The following is a 21,365-nucleotide window of genomic DNA, read 5'->3' on the forward strand; positions in this document are numbered from 1 at the left end:
TTATTTTAAAAGTATTTTTCAACCCCTTACTATCCAATAGATTACAAATGAAAATAATTTTACTCGGTTATATGGGAAGTGGTAAATCTACCCTTGGGAAAGCCTTAGCTGCTGCTAAAAATGTACCTTTTGTAGACCTTGATGTTTATGTAGCTACCGCCGAAAAAATGAGTGTACAAGATATTTTTGCTACCAAAGGAGAGATATATTTCCGCAAAAAAGAAACCTTCTATTTGCAAGAAATCCTGCAAAGAGAAGGTGATTGTATACTTTCATTAGGGGGAGGTACCCCCTGTTTTGGCAATAATATGGAATTGATAAAAGCTGAAGGAAATATTTCTATTTACCTGAAATATCTTCCTAAAAGCTTGGCTAAACGCTTAGCTGAATCCACTTCCCGTCCTTTACTAAAGGAACTAAAAAAGGAGGATTTAGAAGATTTTATCCGCAAACATCTCTTTGAGCGCAATACTTTCTATACACAAGCTACACATAGCCTCGCGATGGACGGACTAACTAAAGAGGAAAGTTTGCAGCAAATACTTACAATACTTTCAAACTACTCACTTTAGTCCAGCCAGTTTTTCCATTGGCTAAACGTATTTTTACCCAATCGTTTGTTTTTTCAGTAATTTCAACTTTGGTGCCTTCGTGTAGTTGTAACACTTCACTGCTATAGGCATTAGCTTCTGAAAATACCCTTACGGTTTTATTAAACAATATAGCATACTTTTCACCATCTACTTGTTTTTTGTGAAAGTTAGCAATAAAATAAGTGCCCACAGCTATCGCTACTGATATGAACATCAGGGTGAAAAAGAGTCGTTTGAGAGAAGTCTGTTCTAAAAAATAGTAACAGAAAAAACTCAACACAAATGCGATGACACCTATAATAGAGAGTACAGCCCACGTTTGCAAGCTAAACAAACCTGTAACGGCATCAGAGAATTGGCGTAACCAAGTTTTGGGCAGAGGTACAATCGCATCTACTTTCATTTGGTTTGCCAATAGAAGTCCGTCCTTAGCCTGCTGATTATCGGGGTTGAGCTGGAGGGCTTTCTCGTAATAATAAATGCTCTCTGGTACGTGATTTAGTTTGTAGTGAGCACTTGCCAAATTGTAGTACAAGGCAGACGATTCTTTCCCGTGAGCCAATATAGTTTTATATTGCTCAATAGCTTCAGTGTATTGACCTTGTTGATAGAGCTGAGCAGCTTTTTCAAACAGATTGATATTGTTATCTTGAGAAAAAAGTTGCGCAGAAACTAACAGAAGGATATAGATAAAAATATTGTTTTTCATTTTGTTTAGCGATTACTTATTTTTCACTTGTTTGTCGAGTGCTGAAATTACTTCTACAGCATCTCCAAAATCTTTTTCCATAGAGGCATCGGTGTGGTGTTGTGAATATCGTGCCATTTCACAATTAGCGAGTAATGCCATAAATTGTGTTACAGTAGCCTCATTAGCCTTTTGGTTGAGCAATAATTCAGTAATTTTATCCTTGCTCATCTCGGCAGTTTCAATCTTCAATTTAGCTTTTAAATAGTTGTGTAAAGCGCGCTCTAAGGCTTCGTAGAACGTACCTTTATCACCTAATTTGCGTTTGGCTTCTCCTAAATATTTCTTTGCTAATCTGTTAGCTGCCCTCACTTTATTTCCTTCTATATCACTTGCTCTTTGCATTTTGATATGCCACCAAATAAGAGCTATCGGGATGAGCAATAATGGCAAGAGTAACCACAAAAAGTAGCTGGTAGAACCGAAGAATACAGATGTATGTATATCTTGGAGGTCGGCATTCATTTGCAAGCCGCCTAAAGTTTTAGGAGCGGTAGTTAGTTCGTTGGCTGTAGTGTCACTATCTGGGGTAGGACCTTCAGTTACGTCTATCCATAAATCGTTTGTTTTTACAGTTTCATACTTTTGTGTTTTAGGGTTAAAGTACGAAAAAGAGAGTCCAGAGATAGGATATTTACCTTTGTACTCAGGTACAATAGTGTAGGTTTGTTCTAATCGACCTTTCATTCCACTATTAAGTGAAGGGAGTACATCGTCTTTTTGTTCAGGTGCGTACACTTCTAATGATGATGGGAAATTAGGCTTAGGTAAATCAAATAATTTGAAGTTTCCGTTACCTGATATTTCTATTTTCAACTGGGTACTTTCATTAGCCTTGAGGGTAGGTTGGGTAAGGTTTACTGCAAATGAAAAATCACCTACAGCCCCAGAGAAGTTATCTGGTTTACCTTGCTCAGGCAATGGTTTTACATTGATTACTGCACTACCTGAAGAAACTTTTCGCTCCATACTTTCGTATACAAGACCGCCAAAGAAATCGCGTTGCCCTGTAGGTGCAGTGAGTAATACGTTCAAATTCAAGGGTTCTAAGGTGATGCTACCTGTTTTTTGAGGGTAGAGTATCATTCTGCGTCTCATCACAACAGTACGATACACCTGACCTTTATAGGTGCGTTCTTCTACTTGGTAGTCGTTCGCTCTAATCTCTTGACTCCAGAATTCAGGGTATTTAGGAGTGTTCAATTCTTGGAAGTTATTCACCGCAATACCTCTACCTACGTACAAGCGATAAGTAACAATTACTGCCTCATTTAGGTAAGGATTAGGGTTGGATATTTCGGTTAAGAGGAATAAGCCTTCACGAGCATAATCATTGCTATTCTTCTCCATTGTAGGAGTTTTTACAGCATCGGTAACAGTAATAGTAATAGGATTAGTGCGGTAAGTCCTACCGTCAATCTCTATACTTGCTTGCCCGATAGTAAAGTTACCTTTGGTTTTAGGTTCTAAGATATAGACATAGGTTTTGGAAAAACTGCTTACTCCATTAATCCACGATTTAGAAATTGATTGAGAGGGTCCCATTACCACTGTAAATCCGTGAAAATTAGGTGGGGTGAAGTTATCTCCGTCTTTATTCATAGAGAACTCTATACGCAAGCGTTCGTTAGCCCCTAATTGATTTTTACTCACTTCGGCTTTAAACTCTACTTGTTGTGCATAGAGACTTTGGATTAAGAAAGTTATAAAAAATATAATCTTGTATTTCATTTTTTATTATTATTTGTTAAAAAGGTGAATTGCTATTCACTTCTATTACCAATCTTTTTCAGATTTAGCGCGTTGTCCTTTTACTTTTTGAGCATTGATTTTCTCTTGAGTTTTGCGTTCTTCGTTGTTCATAGCTTCTAAAATACGCTCCATTTGTTGTGGAGAAAGAGATGAAGGACGCTGTTGTCTACCTTGCCCTTGTCCATTTTGGTCTTTATCTTGTTGATTGTTTTGATTAGGGTCTTTTTGATCGTTACCCTTATCCTTATTTTTATCTTGCTTGTTATCGCCTTGATCTTTGTTGTCCTTGTTATCTTGGTTGTTCTGGTTATTTTTATTATTTTGGTTTTGGTTGTTATTCTGGTTTTGTTGATTTTGCTGGTTGTTTTGGTTTTGTGATTTCGCTGATTGTTCTGATTGTTCTGATTTTGTTGGTTATTTTTATCTTTATTGTTCTTGTTGTCTTGTGGAGGTGGAGGATTTTGTTTGAGCATTTCTTTGGCTACAGCTAAATTGTAACGAGTTTCCTCGTCTTTAGGGTTATGGCGAAGAGCTTCTTTGTAGGTGAGTACAGCCTTGTCGTATTCTTTTTTCTTCATAAAGGCATTGCCCAAGTTGTGGAACGCCCTGTGTTTTTCATCTTCACTAATCTTATCGGAAGCAGAAGCGTTTTTGAGTCGGGAGAAAGCCTCGTCATAACTTTTTTGTTGGTAATACATAGTGCCGAGGTTATATTGCGCAGTAGCATTGTTTTTATCTTCGGCTATTGCCTTGCGATATTCCACTTCGGCTTGTATAGGTTTATCACTTTTGAGAGCAGTATTGCCTTCATAAGTGTATTTTTTAGAGTTAGCCATTGCTTTTAGAGCTTCTTTTTCTGCTTTGTTTTGAGCAAAAGCAGAGAGAGAGAGTAAGGATAATGATATGTATAGAATGTTTTTCATTTTACTTTTTTCTTTCATTAAATAGATTCAATTTCTTCACCCATTGTGTTTTGCGTTCAAAAATAGTAAGATCTAATAGAAGTAATAGTAAAGCACCTCCTAAAAACCACTGAAATTGGTCTTTGAAATCTACAAACTTTTGGGTATCGAACTGACTTTTTTCAGTACCGTCTAATATCTTGTTAATTTGGTTTACTGCTTTTTGAGTGTTATCACCGTTGAGGTATTCACCTCCTGCATTGCTCGCTATCTGTTGCAAGAGTTCGGGGTTGAGCTTGGTAATTACTACTTCGCCATTGCTGTCGCGTTTATAAGTTTGTCCGCCTCCTTCTTTTATAGGGATAGGAGCTCCTTTTTCAGTACCAATACCTATGGTATAAATGTGTACCCCTTTTTCTTGTGCTTCCGAAGCAATTTCAGTAGCACCCATTTCGTGGTCTTCGCCATCGCTGAGGATAAAGAGCAAGCGGGCTGTAGGGCTCTTGTCGTCAAAATAATTGCTTGCCATACGTATTGCCTCTTGAATAGCAGTACCTTGTGAGGAAAGCATATCGGTATTCATACCTTGGAGGAACATTTTTGCCGCCGAATGGTCGGTTGTGAGCGCTAATTGAGGGTAAGCACTCGCTGCATAAGCCACGATGCCCACGCGGTCGCCTTTTAGCTGACTAATAGTCTCAAAAGCAATGCGTTTTGCTTTTTCTAAACGGTTAGGAGCTACATCTTCAGCAAGCATACTTTTAGAGACATCGATAGCAAAAACGATATCCACCCCTTCGCGTTTTACAGTCTCAATTTTAGTACCTATTTTAGGATTAGCCAAAGCAATGCTCAGCAGTAAGAACACTACAGCCAAAACACTCCACTTCACCCACAGTTTGAAGCGGGATCGGTCGGGGGCTAAACGTCTAAGAGTTGATGAGGAAGCAAATTGCTTTTGCAATCGGCGTTTGCGAAGCATTGAAAAGGCAAAAATGATAAATAGCGGAATGAGTATCACTATGAGCCAAAGATATATTTTTTCGTCGATATGAACCATAAGTTAATTAATAAAATGAGTAAATTTAGCAATTAGTTGATTTGTAATAAGCAGATTGTAATAATCAAATATTGCGCCAAACGTTGCAAAGATAATAATTATTTCTTAATTTAGACATTAGTTATTAGTTGCTAACGACTAACTACTAAAAACTAACTACTATTTTTCTGTTATTTTTAAAATAATTAGTGTCTTTGTCTCATAATATCAATTGTTATGAGCGCTTAAAAAATAAATCCAATAGTTTTAGAAAAAGCCAAGCGTTACTCAGAAAATAATATTTTAAATGAACGTGAGTTAGGAGAGTTTTATAAAAAAGAGTGGAATGAGAAGACAAAACACATTGATATGAATGCTATTTTCAAACAACTTGATGAAATTGTTTCCAAGTAAATGAATATAGATATTGATGCTGTAAGGTTTGATTCTCTTTCGCAAAATAAAGCGAATAAAAGTTTGTAGGAATTAAATTTTGTTGTATCTTTGCGCCATAAATAATACGCGAAAATAGCTCAGTTGGTAGAGCGCAACCTTCCCAAGGTTGAGGTCGCGGGTTCGAGACCCGTTTTTCGCTCTTTTTAATGATTAATTGTTAAATGAATATCACGCCACAAGCCCTTCCTTGTACCCCTTTAAGCAGTACTCTCAAGAGATACGGTGGTATATTCTTTTCTAATAGTACAATAGCTATATTTTTCTTTTGAAAAATGTAGCTATTTTTTTATCACTATGAAGCAAACACTCTTATTACTTATGTTTTTATCTCTTACCATTGTACGCGGGCAACATACATCGGGCGGATATAAGCCTTTCCTCTACCAATATGGTCTCAAGGGAAAGGTTAAAACGCTTATAGAATATAACGAATATGGCTCTTCAACAAGGTATTATTTCAATAAAAAAGGGCAGCTTGTGAGTTATCAAACGTATAGCAGTGACGGGAATAAGGTAAAGGAAATTATGTTTGAGTATACCGATGATGGCAAACTAAAAACGATGAAAAGCGATGAGTCTCTGTCGGTATTTACTCAGTTGCCTAACAATGTGCTGCAAGAGACAGTAACTGTAAATATAAGTGGTATCAAGGCGGGTGAGACTTACCTTTATACGTATGATAGCAAAGGAAATCTGCTTTCTAAGGAGAGAAAAGCAAAGGGAGGTTATGATGGCATCAACTATAAAGAACTCTACGAATATGATAGTGCGGGCAGGCTTTTGGTAAAGAAATATGACCTTGCTTATATGAAAAATAGAAAAGAATCTTTTGGTGGGAATTACAATGAGAAAGACAATATGGAGGTGTATCAATACGACACTAATAGGCAACTGAAAAAACATACTCAATATGATACTGATGGGAAAATAGAACTGATAGAAGACTATAAGGGTGGCGTACTTGTATCTAAACAAGAGTATATATTAGGAAATTTTAGGGAGAGAACGAAATACATTTATAACAATACTACACATCAAATAAGAGAAGAGTATTACGAGGATAAAACTGGTGTAAAACCTTCTTCTACAAAAGTTTATCAGCTTACTTATGATAAGATGGGAAATCTAATCCTAAAAGTCTTGACAGCAGAAGAATCATCTGGGAAAGTCAAGAAATTTAAAGGGAATGATATCCAAATAGAAGAAAAACGAGAATTAGAGTATTATCCGTAAGACCAAAATAATGCCAACCATACAACAAAATTCAGCACTTGTAAATACTAAAAACACAGCAATATCTATATAAAATGCCTAAAAGAAACGACCTACATTGTGTTCTGCTCATAGGATCAGGACCTATTATCATCGGACAAGCCTGCGAGTTTGACTACTCAGGCTCGCAATCGTTGCGCTCTTTGCGCGAAGATGGTATCAAAACCATACTTATTAACTCTAACCCTGCTACCATTATGACAGACCCCTCTATGGCGGATGTGGTCTATCTGAAACCTCTCACCACTAAATCATTAGTGGAAATTCTAAAAGCTCACCCCGAAATAGATGCTGTTCTCCCTACTATGGGCGGACAAACAGCGCTTAACCTCTGTATTGAGGCTGAAGAAAAAGGTATCTGGAAGGACTTTGGGGTCGAAATCATCGGGGTAGATATCGATGCAATACAAATCACTGAAGACCGCGAAAAGTTCCGCGTGTTGCTCGATGAAATCGGTATTCCTATGGCACCGTCTGAAACAGCTACTTCTTTCCTCAAAGGGAAAGAAATCGCGCAACGTTTTGGTTTTCCACTCGTAATACGTCCGTCCTTTACTTTGGGCGGTACAGGGGCATCTATCGTCTATAAAAAAGAGGATTTTGATATGCTCCTTAATCGCGGTTTGGAAGCCTCGCCTATACACGAGGTGCTTATCGATAAGGCGCTTTTAGGATGGAAGGAGTATGAGCTTGAGCTTTTGCGCGACAAGAACGACAATGTGGCGATTATCTGTACCATTGAAAATATGGACCCTATGGGTATCCACACTGGGGATTCTATTACCGTAGCCCCTGCGATGACTCTATCAGACCGCACTTTCCAACGTATGCGCGATATGGCTATTAAGATGATGCGTAGTATAGGCGATTTTGCCGGGGGTTGCAATGTGCAGTTTGCCGTGTCGCCTGATGAAAAAGAAGATATTATCGCTATTGAAATCAACCCACGTGTATCGCGTTCTTCGGCTTTGGCTTCTAAGGCTACGGGCTATCCTATTGCTAAGATAGCCACCAAACTCGCTATTGGCTACCATTTAGACGAATTGCAAAACCAAATCACCAAATCTACCTCTGCATTCTTTGAGCCTACGTTAGATTATGTAATTGTGAAAATACCGCGTTGGAACTTCGATAAGTTTGAAGGATCTGACCGCACTATTGGCTTGCAAATGAAGTCGGTAGGTGAGGTAATGGGTATAGGGCGTTCTTTCCAAGAGGCATTGCAGAAAGCAACCCAATCGCTCGAAATCAAACGCAATGGTTTAGGAGCTGATGGCAAAGGCTATAAAAATTACGAACAGATTATCGAGAAACTCACCTACCCCAGCTGGGATAGGGTGTTTGTGATATACGATGCGGTACAGATGGGTATTCCACTGAGCCGTATCCACGAAATCACCAAGATAGATATCTGGTTTCTCAAACAATACGAAGAACTATGTGCGATCGAAAAAGAAATATCGCGCTATAAAATAGATACTCTACCTAAAGAACTCCTATTTGAAGCCAAACAAAAAGGCTTTGCCGACCGACAAATTGCTTATATGGTGGGCTGTTGGGAGAGTGAGGTACACAAAAAACGGGAAGAACTCAACATACGTCGTGTGTTTAAATTAGTAGACACTTGTGCTGCTGAGTTTAAGGCACAAACTCCTTACTATTATTCTACTTTTGAGGCACCTATCCGCACCGCTGACGGCAAGGAATACGTAGCCAACGACAGCGTAGTAACTGACCGCAAAAAGGTGGTAGTACTCGGCTCAGGTCCTAATCGCATAGGACAAGGTATTGAGTTCGACTACTGCTGTGTGCACGGGGTATTGGCTGCCGAAGAGTGCGGTTATGAAACCATAATGATCAACTGTAACCCTGAGACCGTTTCTACCGACTTTGACACGGCTAATAAACTCTATTTTGAGCCTGTATTCTGGGAGTACATCTACGATATTATTCAGCACGAAAAGCCAGAGGGGGTAATTGTACAGCTCGGCGGACAAACAGCCTTGAAATTGGCTGAAAAATTAGATAAATATGGTATTAAAATCATAGGTACCAGCTTCCAATCGCTCGATTTGGCAGAAGATAGAGGTAGTTTCTCAACTCTGCTGAAAGAGAATAACATTCCTTATCCGCGTTTTGGAGTAGCTGAAACTGCCGATGAGGCGCTCAAACTCTCTGATGAATTGGATTTCCCACTATTGGTACGTCCTTCGTATGTATTAGGCGGACAAGGAATGAAGATTGTTATCAACAAAGAAGAATTGGAAGCCCACGTGGTAGACCTCTTGCGCAAGATACCTAACAACAAACTCTTACTTGACCATTATCTTGATGGCGCCATAGAAGCAGAAGCCGATGCGATATGCGATGGTGAAAATGTGTATATCATTGGTATTATGGAGCATATAGAGCCTTGTGGTATTCACTCAGGCGATAGTAATGCTACCTTGCCACCGTTCAATTTGGGTGAGTTTGTACTCCAACAAATAAAAGACCATACTCGTAAAATAGCCTTGGCACTCAATACGGTAGGGCTTATCAATGTGCAGTTTGCCGTAAAAGACGATGTCGTGTATATCATTGAGGCAAATCCACGTGCCTCACGTACAGTGCCGTTTATCTCTAAGGCCTATCAAGAGCCGTATGTGAACTATGCTACCAAAATAATGTTGGGCGAGAAGAAACTCACTGATTTCCATTTCAATCCGCACTTAGAAGGCTTTGCTATCAAGCAACCTGTGTTCTCGTTCAATAAATTCCCGAATGTAGATAAGAAGCTAGGGCCTGAAATGAAATCTACTGGCGAAAGCATCTTGTTTATAGATAGCCTTAAAGATGATGCTTTCTACGATATTTATACGAGAAGGAAAATGTATCTTTCAAAATAAAACTAAAAGGGCAAGCTAAGGCTTGTTCTTTTAATTTTTTATTGTACTTTTGTCAAACAAGAAAATATTTAAACAACTCTCAACGATGAAAAGAATAACATTATTACTACTTTTATTAATTGCAAATATTGCAATTGCCCAAGAAACTGAATCTTATGAGGTTGAACTGAAACAAGGTGAAAGATTTGAAAGAATCTTACCTCCTCAACAAGTCTATATCAATAGTGCTACAAAAATTGGTGGAAAAACAAGAGTATATTTTACAGTTAATTTACCTAAAAATACTGTAAGATGGTTCTATGTAGTTACTACCACAAAAGGAGAGGGAGAGGGAGAAATGTTAAATATTTTAACACAATTGACAGCTGCAACACTTTCAGGAGGAATGTCTACATTAGCGACAGCAGGAAGTAAAATGATAACAATGCCTTCAGGAAGTGGAGGTGTTGTAGATAGCTATCTATTAGATAGGAATAATTTAGACGTATTTATCAGCAAAGGAGATAATTGGGGACAATCTCTATATTACAATATTGAGGGTACTAGGAAAAACTATAAAAGTGGTTTGATTATGATTGATACTCCTAATATCTTTAATACTTTTATAGGAGTAAAAAATCCAAGTTCATCAGTTGGAGTAAATGTAAAAATAGAGGCTATTGCAATTGTAAAGGAAATAGATTGGAATACCTTATACAATGATGGAAAGAAGTTAAAAGAATCTTTGAAAGATCTAATTCAAGTAGTACTAAAGAAATATCCTAAAGATTTTGCAGATAAAGTAGCTGATTGCACTTTGGAAAAAGTTATGAATGAAAAAAGTGCTTCTGAGGTAATAGATTCATATGCTACTTATGCTTTTAGTGATTACCTTATTTCAAAAATAGAAAATTGTAGAACTAATTTAAATCCTAATAAATCAACAGTGGAAACTGAAAAATCAAATACCTACAATAATTTAGGGGAAAGCTATTTTGCTAAAAAACAAAATGAAAAAGCTCTTGAAAATTACAATAAAGCTCTTGAGCTAAACCCCAAGAATGGGGAGGCAAAAGCTAATATAGCTTTCTTATATCTCATTGATAATAAAGTGGATTTAGCTACAGAATTATATATAGAAGCCATATCTATCTTTAAAGCAGATCCTATTAATGGTAAAAATAGTTTAATTAAAGCATATAACAAAACTGTTCATTATTTGAATGATAATTTCAACAAAGTAAAATTAGTTCTGAACAAACAGACTGAAGATTTTATTTCTATCCAAGAAATGTTAAAGAAAGAATTAGATAATATGAAATAATCACTTTATGCCCCGTTTATTCTTATTCCTCCTCCCTTGTCTCGCATTAGCACAATGTCCTAAAGCAATGGATTTTAGCAAACTCTATCAGGGTAAAATAGATAGTGTCGCAGTTATACATCGTACGGGCTGGACAAAAGAAACTTCGTGGCCTGGTGCTCCTGAAGAAGAACGTATTACTGAGAAAAGAAAGAGGCTTTCTCTATCCAAAGGAAAGCGATTGCTTAAAATATTGCAAGATAAAACAGTTTATAAAGAAGAATATCCTTGGGTGATTGAGGTTGTAAGTAGTTTCCTTTTCTATGCAAATGGCAATGAAGTGCTTACCTTGCATTTTTCAACAGCAACCAAGCAACTAACAATCTATAAGGGTGATGAACTTATTTTTGCAGGAATGAGCAAAGGGAAACTTACTAAAAAACTCATTAGTTATCTGTATCCTAACCTTTCTGCTAAAGAACTGTATATGAATTTCTTTATCCTATGGGAGGAGATTTAGAAACAACAAACCGCCACTTATTTATATAAACCGTCTTCCCCTCACAAAATAAGGTATTGCGGAACAACTAAAGGGGAATGACTCCATTTAATTCATTATTATTGGGAAGAAAGACAAGACAGAGCTACGGCTCACTCTAAACAAAGTTTGCAAAACCGAGGATACCGCCTTTCGCTATTTTTGAAAGACTTAATCGAGTTTTCCCTCTGTTTAGAGGTCTTTTCTTTCTTATTTTATTAACTTGTTAATTGTATCTATATGTTTTACAAAGAATTAGAGGTAGCTCCTAACTCTGTGGGACTCCTATTCAAAAAGAATGTTTTTCAGCAAGAACTATCTGCGGGTATTTATAAATTTAGTCCGTGGGAGAAAGTGCATATCATATCACTATCGCAAAAATTAAGAAGTGTAAGGGTGGTAAATCAGGAGGTACTGACCGCTGATAATATCGCATTGCGTTTTTCTTTTTATTTAGCTTACAAACTCGATAATACTAAGCTATTTGTAGATAATTTTGGGATAGAGACCGATAATTTTGCCGTAGCCGAACAGCAAATAGTAGCGGCTGCACAGGTGTTACTACGTCAGAAAATTGCAGCTTTTGATAGTGAAAAACTAAATGAATGCCGCAATGACATCACTGACTTTAAAGGAGAAGATTTCTGTAACGAAGTAGCTACTTTTGGGCTTAAAATAATAAAAGCACAGCTGATAGATATCACTTTCCCTAAAAGTGTACAAGACCTCTTCTCGCGAGTATTAGAAAGCAAAATACGTGCTACTTCCGAACTCGAAAATGCGCGTACTGCTGTAGCTACTGCTCGAGCCCTTAAGAACGCTTCTGAACTAATGAAAGGCGATGAGAATATTAAGTTTTTCCAATATTTAGAGACTATCACTAAGATAGCCGACAAAGGGAAGCATACTTTTGTAATAGGCGAAGTGCCTACTACAAAAATATAAATTAGTGTTAAAGATTTCATACTTTACAAAAAAAGTAGTATCTTCGCCCATTCTTACAGCACTAAATATAATGAAAAAAATCTTATTATATAGCACCTTTGTAGGGGTTTTTATAGGGCTTGTAATAGCTTGTACCCCTAATGCTAACACCTACTACAACCGCCAAATGCAGCCTATAGTTACTAAGTACAATGTGCTTTTCAATGGTGAGGAGGCGTATGCTAAAGGGCTTAACGAACTACGCGAAAAATACCAAGATAACTTTAGTGAAGTCTTGCCAGTAGAACCCATTGGGCTCAGTGGTAAGGTACAGTTAGATGGTATGGGAAATCCTAATTTCGAGCGTGCTGAAGATAAAGCAATCAAAACTATCCAGCGTCACTCTATGGTCTTCAAAGGGGTGCAACGCAATTATAAGATAGACGATGCTTATATGCTTTTGGGAAAAGCGCGTTATTACGACGAGCGTTTCTTCCCTGCTTTAGAAGCTTTCAATCACCTGCTTACCAATTATGGTATGAGTGAACGTATCCCCGAAGCTGCTGTATGGGCACAAAAAACCAATCTTCGTCTCGGTAAAGACAAAATAGCGATTGAAAAACTTACTAACTTTTTTAAAGAAAATCCTAAATTGCGTCGCAACGATAGGGCAGAGGCTTATGCTACTTTAGGGCAGGCTTATATCAATCAAGAGCAATATCCTCAAGCTGCCGATGCTCTCTATAATGCAGGTAAATACACACGAAATAAAGCATTGCGCGGTCGCTACTATTTCATCGCTGCACAACTCTATGAAAAACAGCATCAAAAAGATTCTGCTGAGGTAGCTTTTGAGAAAGTCGTAAAACAGAATTGGAAAATTCCGCGTAAATTATGGGTAGAAGCTCAAGCGGGTAAAGCGCGTAACAAAACTTTCACTCCCGAAGAAAAAACAGAGTTTTTAGCCTATTTGCGTAAACTCGAAAATCGTTATGAACACAAAAACTACCTCGATGTACTTTACTATACCCACGCCGAATTGTTAAAAAACGACCAGAAAAAAGTCGCTACCGATTACTACCGTCAGTCTTTGCATAATAATAAAGACAATAATCCGCTAAAAGCAAAAGCGCATACACGTCTTTCCGAACTGTTTTTTGACCAAAAAGACTATATAGGTGCTTATCAACATTTGGATAGCACCCTTACTTATACCCCCGAAAACACTTTTGAACACTTATATGTACGCCGAAAAAGAGATAATTTAGCTAAAATAGCCGAATTAGAGTACGTTGTAAGAAAGAACGACAGTGTGCTAAAAGTAGTCCGTATGCCCGAAACCGAACGTCGTGCCTATTACCAAAAGCATATCGACTCTATGCAGCAAATAGCAGCGTTGCGCACTCAAAAAGAGCAAAAAAGCAAAGTGAAAAATATGGGTATGGGATTTTCTACTCCTGATGTTGCTCCAGAAAAAGGAGGTAAATTCTATTTCTACAACCCTATGAGTGTGGCGTATGGCAAACAGCAATTTGAACAGTATTGGGGCGATAGAAAGTTAGAAGATAATTGGCGCTGGTCATCAGTGGGGAGTGGGATAGTAGCCAATGTTACAGCCACAACAACTGCAACAAAAACTGTAGAAAAGCAAGTCAAAACCCCTGATAGCTATCTGGCTAAACTCCCTAAAACAGAAACTGAAATCAACCAATTGACGACCAATCGCAATGAGGCACTCTACCAATTAGGTGTCCTCTATCGTGCTAAATTCAACGAAAATGAATTGGCTATTCAGCGTTTGGAGCGTGTGCTTGCTAGTAATCCTACCCCCGAAATTGAAGCTGCTGCCCTCTACGAATTGCAAAAGAACTATACTGATACTCATAACTCTAAAGCTGAAGCTACAAAAAATCGTTTGTTAGCGAATTATCCTAATACCGATTATGCAAAACTTTTGCAAGGAGGAGAAACTACCCAGCATGAGCGCAACAAAATTGCTCAAGTATTTGTTGATAGTCTCACAGCTCAGTATAATAGAGGTGAATTTGTAGAAACCGCTCGCCGATTGCAAGAAGAAGGATTGCAGTATCGTGAAACGGCAGCAGCTCCTGCAATAGCTCTTTTGCAGGCTAAAACTACAGCTCGCTTAGAAGGATTAGCGCCTTATCAGGCTCAGTTACAACAAATAGCAACTAACTATCCAGCTACTGCCGAAAGTGAAGAAGCAAAAAACTTGTTAGAAGAACTAAAGGATGTCACTAATGAGGAATATGTCCCCGATGATAAAGCTACGTTATGGAAGGTAGTGATTATAGGTACAACCCCCGAAATGCGCGAAAAATTAAGAGAAACTCTTATCGAAAAACTCAAATCTATATCCGAAGTGCTCACTCTCTCCACCGATGTCTACAAAGCTGATGAAACTTGGTGGGTGATACATAAAATACGCGATGCTTATTCAGCACAGAGTATAGTAAATGAGCTCAAAAGTTTCTTAGAAAAGCACAAGTTATCAGCCTATCCAGTAGCTACTGAAAACTATCGCTTAATACAAATCCGTAAGGAAAAAGAAAAATTTTTAAATAAATAAGAAAATACTCGTTAGAAAAAATTAATTGATATTTTAGTTAAATTTATTTTGTGATTCAAAATATTATTTGTACATTTGCTCACGAAAACGAACATCTTCACTGAAATTAAGTAAATAGAGAAAGGAGGAGGATTCTGCGAGATTGAGGATGGAAAAAAGCAATATAACTATCTCATTTATAAGGTTAAATAAAATATTTAACTTTAAATCTGAAAATTTAACACTTATTTAACATTTAGTTTCAAGAATAATTAGTTATTTTGCTATATGATAAAAAGAGTATCACTCTGTTTTTAGATTATATCTTTTTTAATCAACAAAAAATGAAGCTATGTCAATCAATGCCTTTATCATTTATCTTTCAATAGAAATGAAATATTCTATTCATACGGTGGAAGCTTATAAGCACGATTTAAGGGCTTTTGAGAAATTCATCAAAAGTGAATATGAAGATAAGGAAGAGGAATGCCCTTTAGAAAGAGCAGATCAAGAGGATATCAAAAAATGGATTATCCAATTATCCCAACAGGAAATGTCCTTTAGAAGTATCAACCGGAAATTGTCCGCCTTGAAAACCTATTACACCTTTCTAAAAAAAACAAAACAAATAGAAGTGAGCCCGTTTGAAAAGGGAATTTTCTTGTTAAAAACAGAAAAGAGACAAAAATTACCCTTTTCTGAAGCCGAAATAGAAAAAGTACTATCTTATTTCTCAAGCAAAAGCTCTTTCGATGAAGTCAGAGATAGAGCCGTAATCGAAATGTTGTACGCTACAGGTGTACGACGCTCCGAGTTGGCAAATCTCCGCTTATCCGATGTCGATTTAGCTCAAAAACAACTCAAAGTATCAGGTAAGGGCGATAAAGAACGATATATCCCCATTATACCAGAATTAGAAGAAACGCTTAAAGAATACTTAAAATTAAGAGAGGAAATAGCAAATGAAAAAAGTCAAAACTATTTATTCTTAGTTAAAAATGGTAAAAAACTGTATTCTACCCTTGTGTATCGAATTATAAATTCATACTTTAGCGCTGTTACACCCAAGAAAGACGTAAGTCCTCACGTATTGCGCCACTCTTTCGCAAGTCATTTGTTGGATAATGGTGCCGATTTGAACACTGTTAAGGAATTACTGGGGCATTCCAGTTTGGCTTCTACACAAGTATACACCAATACAAGTTTAGCAGAACTTAAAAAACAGTACAAAAAAGCCCATCCAAGAGCCGATCGCAGAGAAGAGGATGATAATAAATAGAATTGTTAAACCTTAAAATTTCTAAACATTATGAAAGTACACGTACACCCAGTAGACTTTACTGTCGACCACAAATTAGTAGAGTTCATCCAAAAAAAATTGGATAAGTTAGACAATTTCTACGACCGTATCATTGAAGCGGACGTACATTTGAAGTTAGATAATACCACCACTAAAGAAAATAAAATAGTGGAAGTAAAAGTGCATATACCTGGTGAAAGCCTTGTCGTAAAAAAACAATTTAAAACTTTCGAAGAAGGAATCGATAGCGCTATTACTCCATTGGAAAGAATGCTTTTAAAACACAAAGATAAACATTAATTAAAATGTTAATGTTTTGTTAATATTCTTCTTTTTTAAAGAGTAAGTAAAATTTAAATCATACCTTTGCCCCAGTTTTTATTGTATAATTTTATTTACTTATTAAAAGAATGAAAAAAAATATTCTCGCTTTAGCTTCATTAGCCTTTTTAGGTGTTCAAGCTCAACAAGTAGACTATAACCGATGGTCTGTAGATGTAAACGGAGGTGTGAACAAAGCTACTACACCTTTTACTGCTGGTTATGGCACAAGTACTCCAAACTTTTGGAGCGCTAATGTAGGGGTTCGCTATATGGCAAACAACAAATTTGGTATTCGCTTGGCTGGTGGTTACGACGTATTCAAAAACGATGATGATAGCCCTGCTTTCGAATCTAATATTTGGAATGTAAACTTACAAGGAGTAGCTAACTTAGCTCGCGTGTTGAGTTTTGAAGAATGGACAAGCGATTTAGGATTGCTATTGCACGCTGGTTTAGGATATTCTCAACTAAAAAGTGATGCAATCTCTAAACCTGATAAAATCGCCTTCCTTACAGTAGGGCTTACTCCTCAATTGAGAATCTCTAACCGCATCGCTTTCTTGTTAGATGGTTCTATGTACATCAATAGCAAACAGCAACTTACTTATGATACCAAATCAGCTAATGGTCAAAAAGGATTCCAAGGAAATCACTTTACCCTCACTGCTGGTTTGAATATCGCTATAGGTAAACAAGGTAAACACGCCGATTGGGCAGGGGCTGATGTACGTGAACAAGAAGAGGATGTTACCCAACGTATCGCTGCTTTAGAAAGCAACGTCGCCGATTTGAAAGGCGAAGTAGCTAACAAGCAAAACAAAATGAATGATGCTAATGGCAACCGCATTCCCGATGAGATTGAAAGTTACCTAAACGACAACTATCAAGCTAAAGCTGCTAATGCAGCAACTGGCGATAACGATGTTGCCTCTGGCGATGTAGCCGCCGATCTTATCAGAAAAGGATATATCAGCGCTTACTTCGATTTCAATTCATCAGAACCTCAAGTATCTTCTTCTTGGTCTATTGATTTCGTAGGTAAGTATATGAAAGAAAATCCTAATGCTCACATCACCGTAAATGGTTACGCCGATGAATTAGGTGGTACTAACTACAACGCTACCCTTTCTCAAAAACGCGCCGATGCTGTGAAAAACTTGCTTGTAAAAGCAGGTATCGATGCTAATCGCATCACAGCCCAAGGTAAAGGAGTGGATAACAGCGTTGATAAAAACTCTCCTAGAGCTCGTCAATTAGCACGAAAAGCTACTTTTCAATTGAAGTAAAAAACTTCTTCTAAGATCTTATGATAAAAACTGTTCTAAAAGGTTAAAGATGACCTTTTAGAACAGTTTTTTATAAGGAATAACATTAAAATTTGTTTATTCCAAAATAAAAACGTACTTTTGTGCGTTAGTTTATATCTGTTCACAACACTAAATACTCAAGATGAAAACAAATAAAATAACTATCAAAGTTATAGCGAGTTATGTACTACTTTTCTTGGTATCGGTAGTAGCGGGCTATGTAATCTTCAAAGAAATACAAAAGCTATCCCATCAAGAAAAGATAAATCAAGAAGATAGAAATAAAATTATACAAATCAGCAAAATCCTCTCTTTAGTAAACGATACCGAAAGTGCAGGACGTATCGCTATGCGTACTGACGATAGAGAAGCCTTGCAACTCTTTTTAGAAAAAAACGTCTATTTGCAAACCGAAATACTTAAGTTTCGCCGTGATATTAGCTCCGAAAAACAAGTCTTCACACTTGATACAATTCGCTCTTTGCTCAACTTAAAAAGTGAAAATATACAAGAGTTAAAAGCCTTTCAAGAAACCGATAGTACTTCTATTATCATACGTAGCGCTATACGAAAACTCTCAAGCTTAGAACCTTACTTAGGCTATGAACTTTATAGTAAAGAAACTTATAGAAGAAGAACAACTCCTGAAAAAGCTCCTCCCGATATCGCTTCTATCCTAAAAAAGTATAAAAATATAAAAATTCCTACTACCTTTAAAAATACTAAGTTTGATAAGGTCGTATTAGAAACACTTTCTCTCCTAAACAAGATAAATGAGGATACTGAAGAATCTAAAAGTCAGATAAATGAAAAAATGCAAAAACTCTGGCAAAATGATGTCCAGATTTCGCGAAAATTAGATGACTTACTACATAATTTTGAAGAAGAAGTATTAGCTAATTCTCAAAGATTAAGTTTGGAACGCAAACAAATTTTTGAAAATAGCAAAAATCTACTGATGATTGCCTTCTTAGTAGCTTTAGGTATTATTGTGATTTCATCTATTGTGATTATCAACGATTTTGTCACCTCACAGCGCTATCGTCGTCGTTTGGAAGCTGCCAATAGGAAATCTAACAATCTACTCAAGAACCGTGAACAGCTTATCTCTATGGTGAGCCACGACTTGCGTACGCCATTGAGCTCCATTGTAGGCTATTCCGAACTGCTTAGCAAACAAGATATATCAGAAAAAGGTAAAAATTACCTTTCTCATATCAAGTATTCTTCTGAGTATATCTCTAAATTAGTAGACGAACTTTTAGATTACACCCGTATTGAGGCTGGTAAAATTACAATCGAAAAAGTACCTTTTAATACTACCGAAATTATCGATGAGGTTGCCAATAATGTCAAATCGGCTTACAAAACAAAAGAAATCAACCTCTCTCTCAGTTTCTCCGAAACGGTGAACAATCTCAATTTTTCAAGTGATGCTTATCGTATCAAACAGATATTGTACAACCTTATTTCTAACGCCTTTAAATTTACAGAACGCGGAACGGTACACATACAGGCCGATGCACGTCAGCTCAATGGTGATGAATATGAAATAGGTATTGCCGTTACCGATACAGGTATCGGTATAAAAAAAGAACAACAACAACACATTTTTGATGAGTTTACCCAAGCAAACGACGAAATTTCTAAACGTTATGGCGGTTCAGGTCTCGGTTTGCACATCTCTCAAAAATTAGCACATCTATTGCGCGGTAAAATTTATTTGGAAAGCTATGAGAATAAAGGTAGTACCTTCACTTTGCGCTTCTTGGCTGAGAAAGTAGTAGAACGTACCAAAGCACCTCAAATCATTACCAATGATAAAACCCCTGATTTAATTACCATTATAGTAATAGATGACGACCTCTCTATCCTTTCACTCATAGAAGAATTGCTAAAACAAAAACACATCAATACCATTACTTTCAACAATGGTAAAGAAGCGTTTGAACAAATGGAAGATTTTAATTTCGATTTGGTAATAACTGATATTCAGCTTCCTGAAATGAATGGTTTCCATTTTGTAACCCTCTTCAACGAACAATACAAAAACAATCCGTTGCCTGTATTAGCAATTACAGGACGACGTGATGTGCCTGAAAGTTTCTATATGAAGAGTGGCTTCTCTGGCATTTTGCCCAAACCATTCACCCCCGAACAGTTCTACCAAAAACTGAAAATCTTCTTCCCTAAACTCGATACCGAAGTAGAACATAAACCTATTATGGTGAGTAACAACATAGTAGGAGGCTATACCCCTGAAATATTAGAAAGCTTTATGGGGGACGACCGCGAAGGCATCATAGGTATTTACGAACATTTCTTAAAAGAAAGCAGCGAAAATATACAAACACTTAAACTCCTTGCCGATCGCGAAGACTATAAAGGTATTAAGGCAAGCGCTCATAAAATGACTACAATGTTTGCACAAATCAACGCCAAACGCGAGTCCGAAATACTTATCATTCTCAACAAAGTGCTGGAAGAAGTGCCTACTGAATTGCACGGACAAATCCATACTTTAGAACAACTATTTGAAAACGAATGTCGCCCAGCGATAGAACAATATCTTAAAAAATTAATAGAACTATAAATTATGATTCAAGAATCTGAACTTATTTTAAACCCCGATGGTAGTATTTACCATATCAATTTGCGACCTGAACAAGTCGCCGATACTGTTATTTTGGTAGGCGACCCTAATCGTGTACCTCGTGTGAGCGCTTATTTTGACAATATAGAATTTAGCACCCAAAAACGCGAATTCTGTACCCATACAGGTACTTATAAAGGTAAACGCCTTACTGTAATTTCCACTGGTATAGGTCCTGATAATATCGACATTGTGATCAACGAGCTCGATGCCCTTGCCAACATCGATTTGCATACGCGCCAGCCCAAAGAACAGCTCACCTCGCTCAATATAGTGCGTTTCGGTACCTCGGGCTCTCTACAAGCCGATATACCCGTAGATAGTTTTGTACTCTCTTCTCACGGATTGGGTATGGACAATATGTTCCATTCATATAAAGATAGTCCTAAGGTACGTGAACTCGCTATGGAAGAGGCTTTTATCGCTCATACAAGTTGGAATCCTCTCAAAGGTCGCCCTTATATCATCGCTTGCGGACAAGAACTCAAAAAACGCCTCCTCACCGATAGAGTATTTGAAGGTATTACAGGTACTGCTCCAGGCTTCTACGGTCCTCAAGGACGCGTATTGCGCTTGCCAGTGCAAGACCCTGACCTCAACGACAAGCTCCATAGCTTCAATCACAATGGTCATCGTATGACGAACCTCGAAATGGAAACCTCTGCCATCTATGGGCTTTCTAAACTCTTAGGACACCAAGCTGTTTCTCTCAATGCTATCATTGCCAACCGCCCTACAGGTACTTTCACTAAGGATACTAAAAAAGTAGTAGAAGACTTGATAGTGTATGGCTTAGAACAATTGGCAAAATAGTTATT

Annotated in this window: 15 protein-coding genes, 1 tRNA gene and 1 pseudogene; 13 read left to right on the plus strand and 4 right to left on the minus strand. The window is 37.3% G+C overall.

Going from position 1 to position 21,365, the window contains the following annotated elements; translation table 11 throughout:
• The first annotated feature begins 47 nt into the window (after positions 1-47).
• Positions 48-572, plus strand: a complete 525-nt coding sequence (locus tag HMPREF9073_RS02040; protein WP_009412310.1) for a shikimate kinase — start codon at positions 48-50, stop codon at positions 570-572.
• On the opposite strand, the gene HMPREF9073_RS02045 is transcribed toward HMPREF9073_RS02040, so the two are convergent.
• The 4 genes and pseudogenes from HMPREF9073_RS02045 to HMPREF9073_RS02060 all read right to left on the minus strand — a co-directional run bounded on the left by HMPREF9073_RS02045 (position 544) and on the right by HMPREF9073_RS02060 (position 5,055).
• On the minus strand, positions 544-1,302 hold the full coding sequence (locus HMPREF9073_RS02045; protein WP_009412311.1) for an SH3 domain-containing protein: 759 nt from the start codon (positions 1,300-1,302) through the stop codon (positions 544-546). The two genes, HMPREF9073_RS02040 and HMPREF9073_RS02045, sit on opposite strands and share 29 nt — an antisense overlap.
• Positions 1,303-1,314: 12 nt before the next feature.
• On the minus strand, positions 1,315-3,072 hold the full coding sequence (locus tag HMPREF9073_RS02050; RefSeq protein WP_009412312.1) for a BatD family protein: 1,758 nt from the start codon (positions 3,070-3,072) through the stop codon (positions 1,315-1,317).
• A 45-nt stretch (positions 3,073-3,117) separates the two neighbouring features.
• Positions 3,118-4,016: pseudogene (locus tag HMPREF9073_RS02055) on the minus strand (tetratricopeptide repeat protein).
• A 1-nt stretch (position 4,017) separates the two neighbouring features.
• On the minus strand, positions 4,018-5,055 hold the full coding sequence (locus HMPREF9073_RS02060; protein WP_009412314.1) for a VWA domain-containing protein: 1,038 nt from the start codon (positions 5,053-5,055) through the stop codon (positions 4,018-4,020).
• 501 nt (positions 5,056-5,556) lie between these two features.
• Here HMPREF9073_RS02060 and HMPREF9073_RS02065 point away from each other — a divergent pair.
• From HMPREF9073_RS02065 to HMPREF9073_RS02120, 12 genes are all read left to right on the plus strand, one after another.
• Positions 5,557-5,629, plus strand: a tRNA-Gly gene (locus tag HMPREF9073_RS02065).
• A 179-nt stretch (positions 5,630-5,808) separates the two neighbouring features.
• Entirely contained in the window at positions 5,809-6,723 is a 915-nt protein-coding gene (locus HMPREF9073_RS02070; protein ID WP_198005881.1) for a hypothetical protein, read from the plus strand.
• Between the two features lie 74 nt (positions 6,724-6,797).
• Positions 6,798-9,650 (plus strand): carbamoyl-phosphate synthase large subunit, encoded by a 2,853-nt coding sequence (carB, locus tag HMPREF9073_RS02075; protein WP_009412316.1) that lies wholly within the window; start codon positions 6,798-6,800, stop codon positions 9,648-9,650.
• A gap of 85 nt (positions 9,651-9,735) precedes the next feature.
• Positions 9,736-10,953, plus strand: a complete 1,218-nt coding sequence (locus HMPREF9073_RS02080; RefSeq protein ID WP_009412317.1) for a tetratricopeptide repeat protein — start codon at positions 9,736-9,738, stop codon at positions 10,951-10,953.
• A gap of 7 nt (positions 10,954-10,960) precedes the next feature.
• A complete protein-coding gene (locus HMPREF9073_RS02085; protein WP_009412318.1) occupies positions 10,961-11,452 on the plus strand; it encodes a hypothetical protein in 492 nt (163 codons plus the stop codon).
• 258 nt (positions 11,453-11,710) lie between these two features.
• On the plus strand, positions 11,711-12,415 hold the full coding sequence (locus tag HMPREF9073_RS02090; RefSeq protein ID WP_009412319.1) for a slipin family protein: 705 nt from the start codon (positions 11,711-11,713) through the stop codon (positions 12,413-12,415).
• Positions 12,416-12,485: 70 nt separating this feature from the next.
• Positions 12,486-14,984: a tetratricopeptide repeat protein gene (locus HMPREF9073_RS02095; protein ID WP_009412320.1), complete on the plus strand. Its 2,499-nt coding sequence runs from the start codon at positions 12,486-12,488 to the stop codon at positions 14,982-14,984.
• A gap of 331 nt (positions 14,985-15,315) precedes the next feature.
• A complete protein-coding gene (locus HMPREF9073_RS02100; protein ID WP_009412321.1) occupies positions 15,316-16,242 on the plus strand; it encodes a tyrosine-type recombinase/integrase in 927 nt (308 codons plus the stop codon).
• Between the two features lie 30 nt (positions 16,243-16,272).
• Complete coding sequence (gene hpf, locus HMPREF9073_RS02105; protein ID WP_002682031.1) at positions 16,273-16,563, plus strand: ribosome hibernation-promoting factor, HPF/YfiA family; 291 nt, start codon at positions 16,273-16,275, stop codon at positions 16,561-16,563.
• Positions 16,564-16,673: 110 nt separating this feature from the next.
• Positions 16,674-17,873, plus strand: a complete 1,200-nt coding sequence (locus HMPREF9073_RS02110) for an OmpA family protein (protein ID WP_009412322.1) — start codon at positions 16,674-16,676, stop codon at positions 17,871-17,873.
• A gap of 163 nt (positions 17,874-18,036) precedes the next feature.
• On the plus strand, positions 18,037-20,487 hold the full coding sequence (locus HMPREF9073_RS02115; RefSeq protein ID WP_009412323.1) for an ATP-binding protein: 2,451 nt from the start codon (positions 18,037-18,039) through the stop codon (positions 20,485-20,487).
• 3 nt (positions 20,488-20,490) lie between these two features.
• Complete coding sequence (locus tag HMPREF9073_RS02120; RefSeq protein WP_009412324.1) at positions 20,491-21,360, plus strand: nucleoside phosphorylase; 870 nt, start codon at positions 20,491-20,493, stop codon at positions 21,358-21,360.
• The last annotated feature ends 5 nt before the right edge of the window (positions 21,361-21,365 follow it).

Source organism: Capnocytophaga sp. oral taxon 326 str. F0382 (assembly GCF_000318295.1).
GTDB classification, from domain to species: domain Bacteria; phylum Bacteroidota; class Bacteroidia; order Flavobacteriales; family Flavobacteriaceae; genus Capnocytophaga; species Capnocytophaga periodontitidis.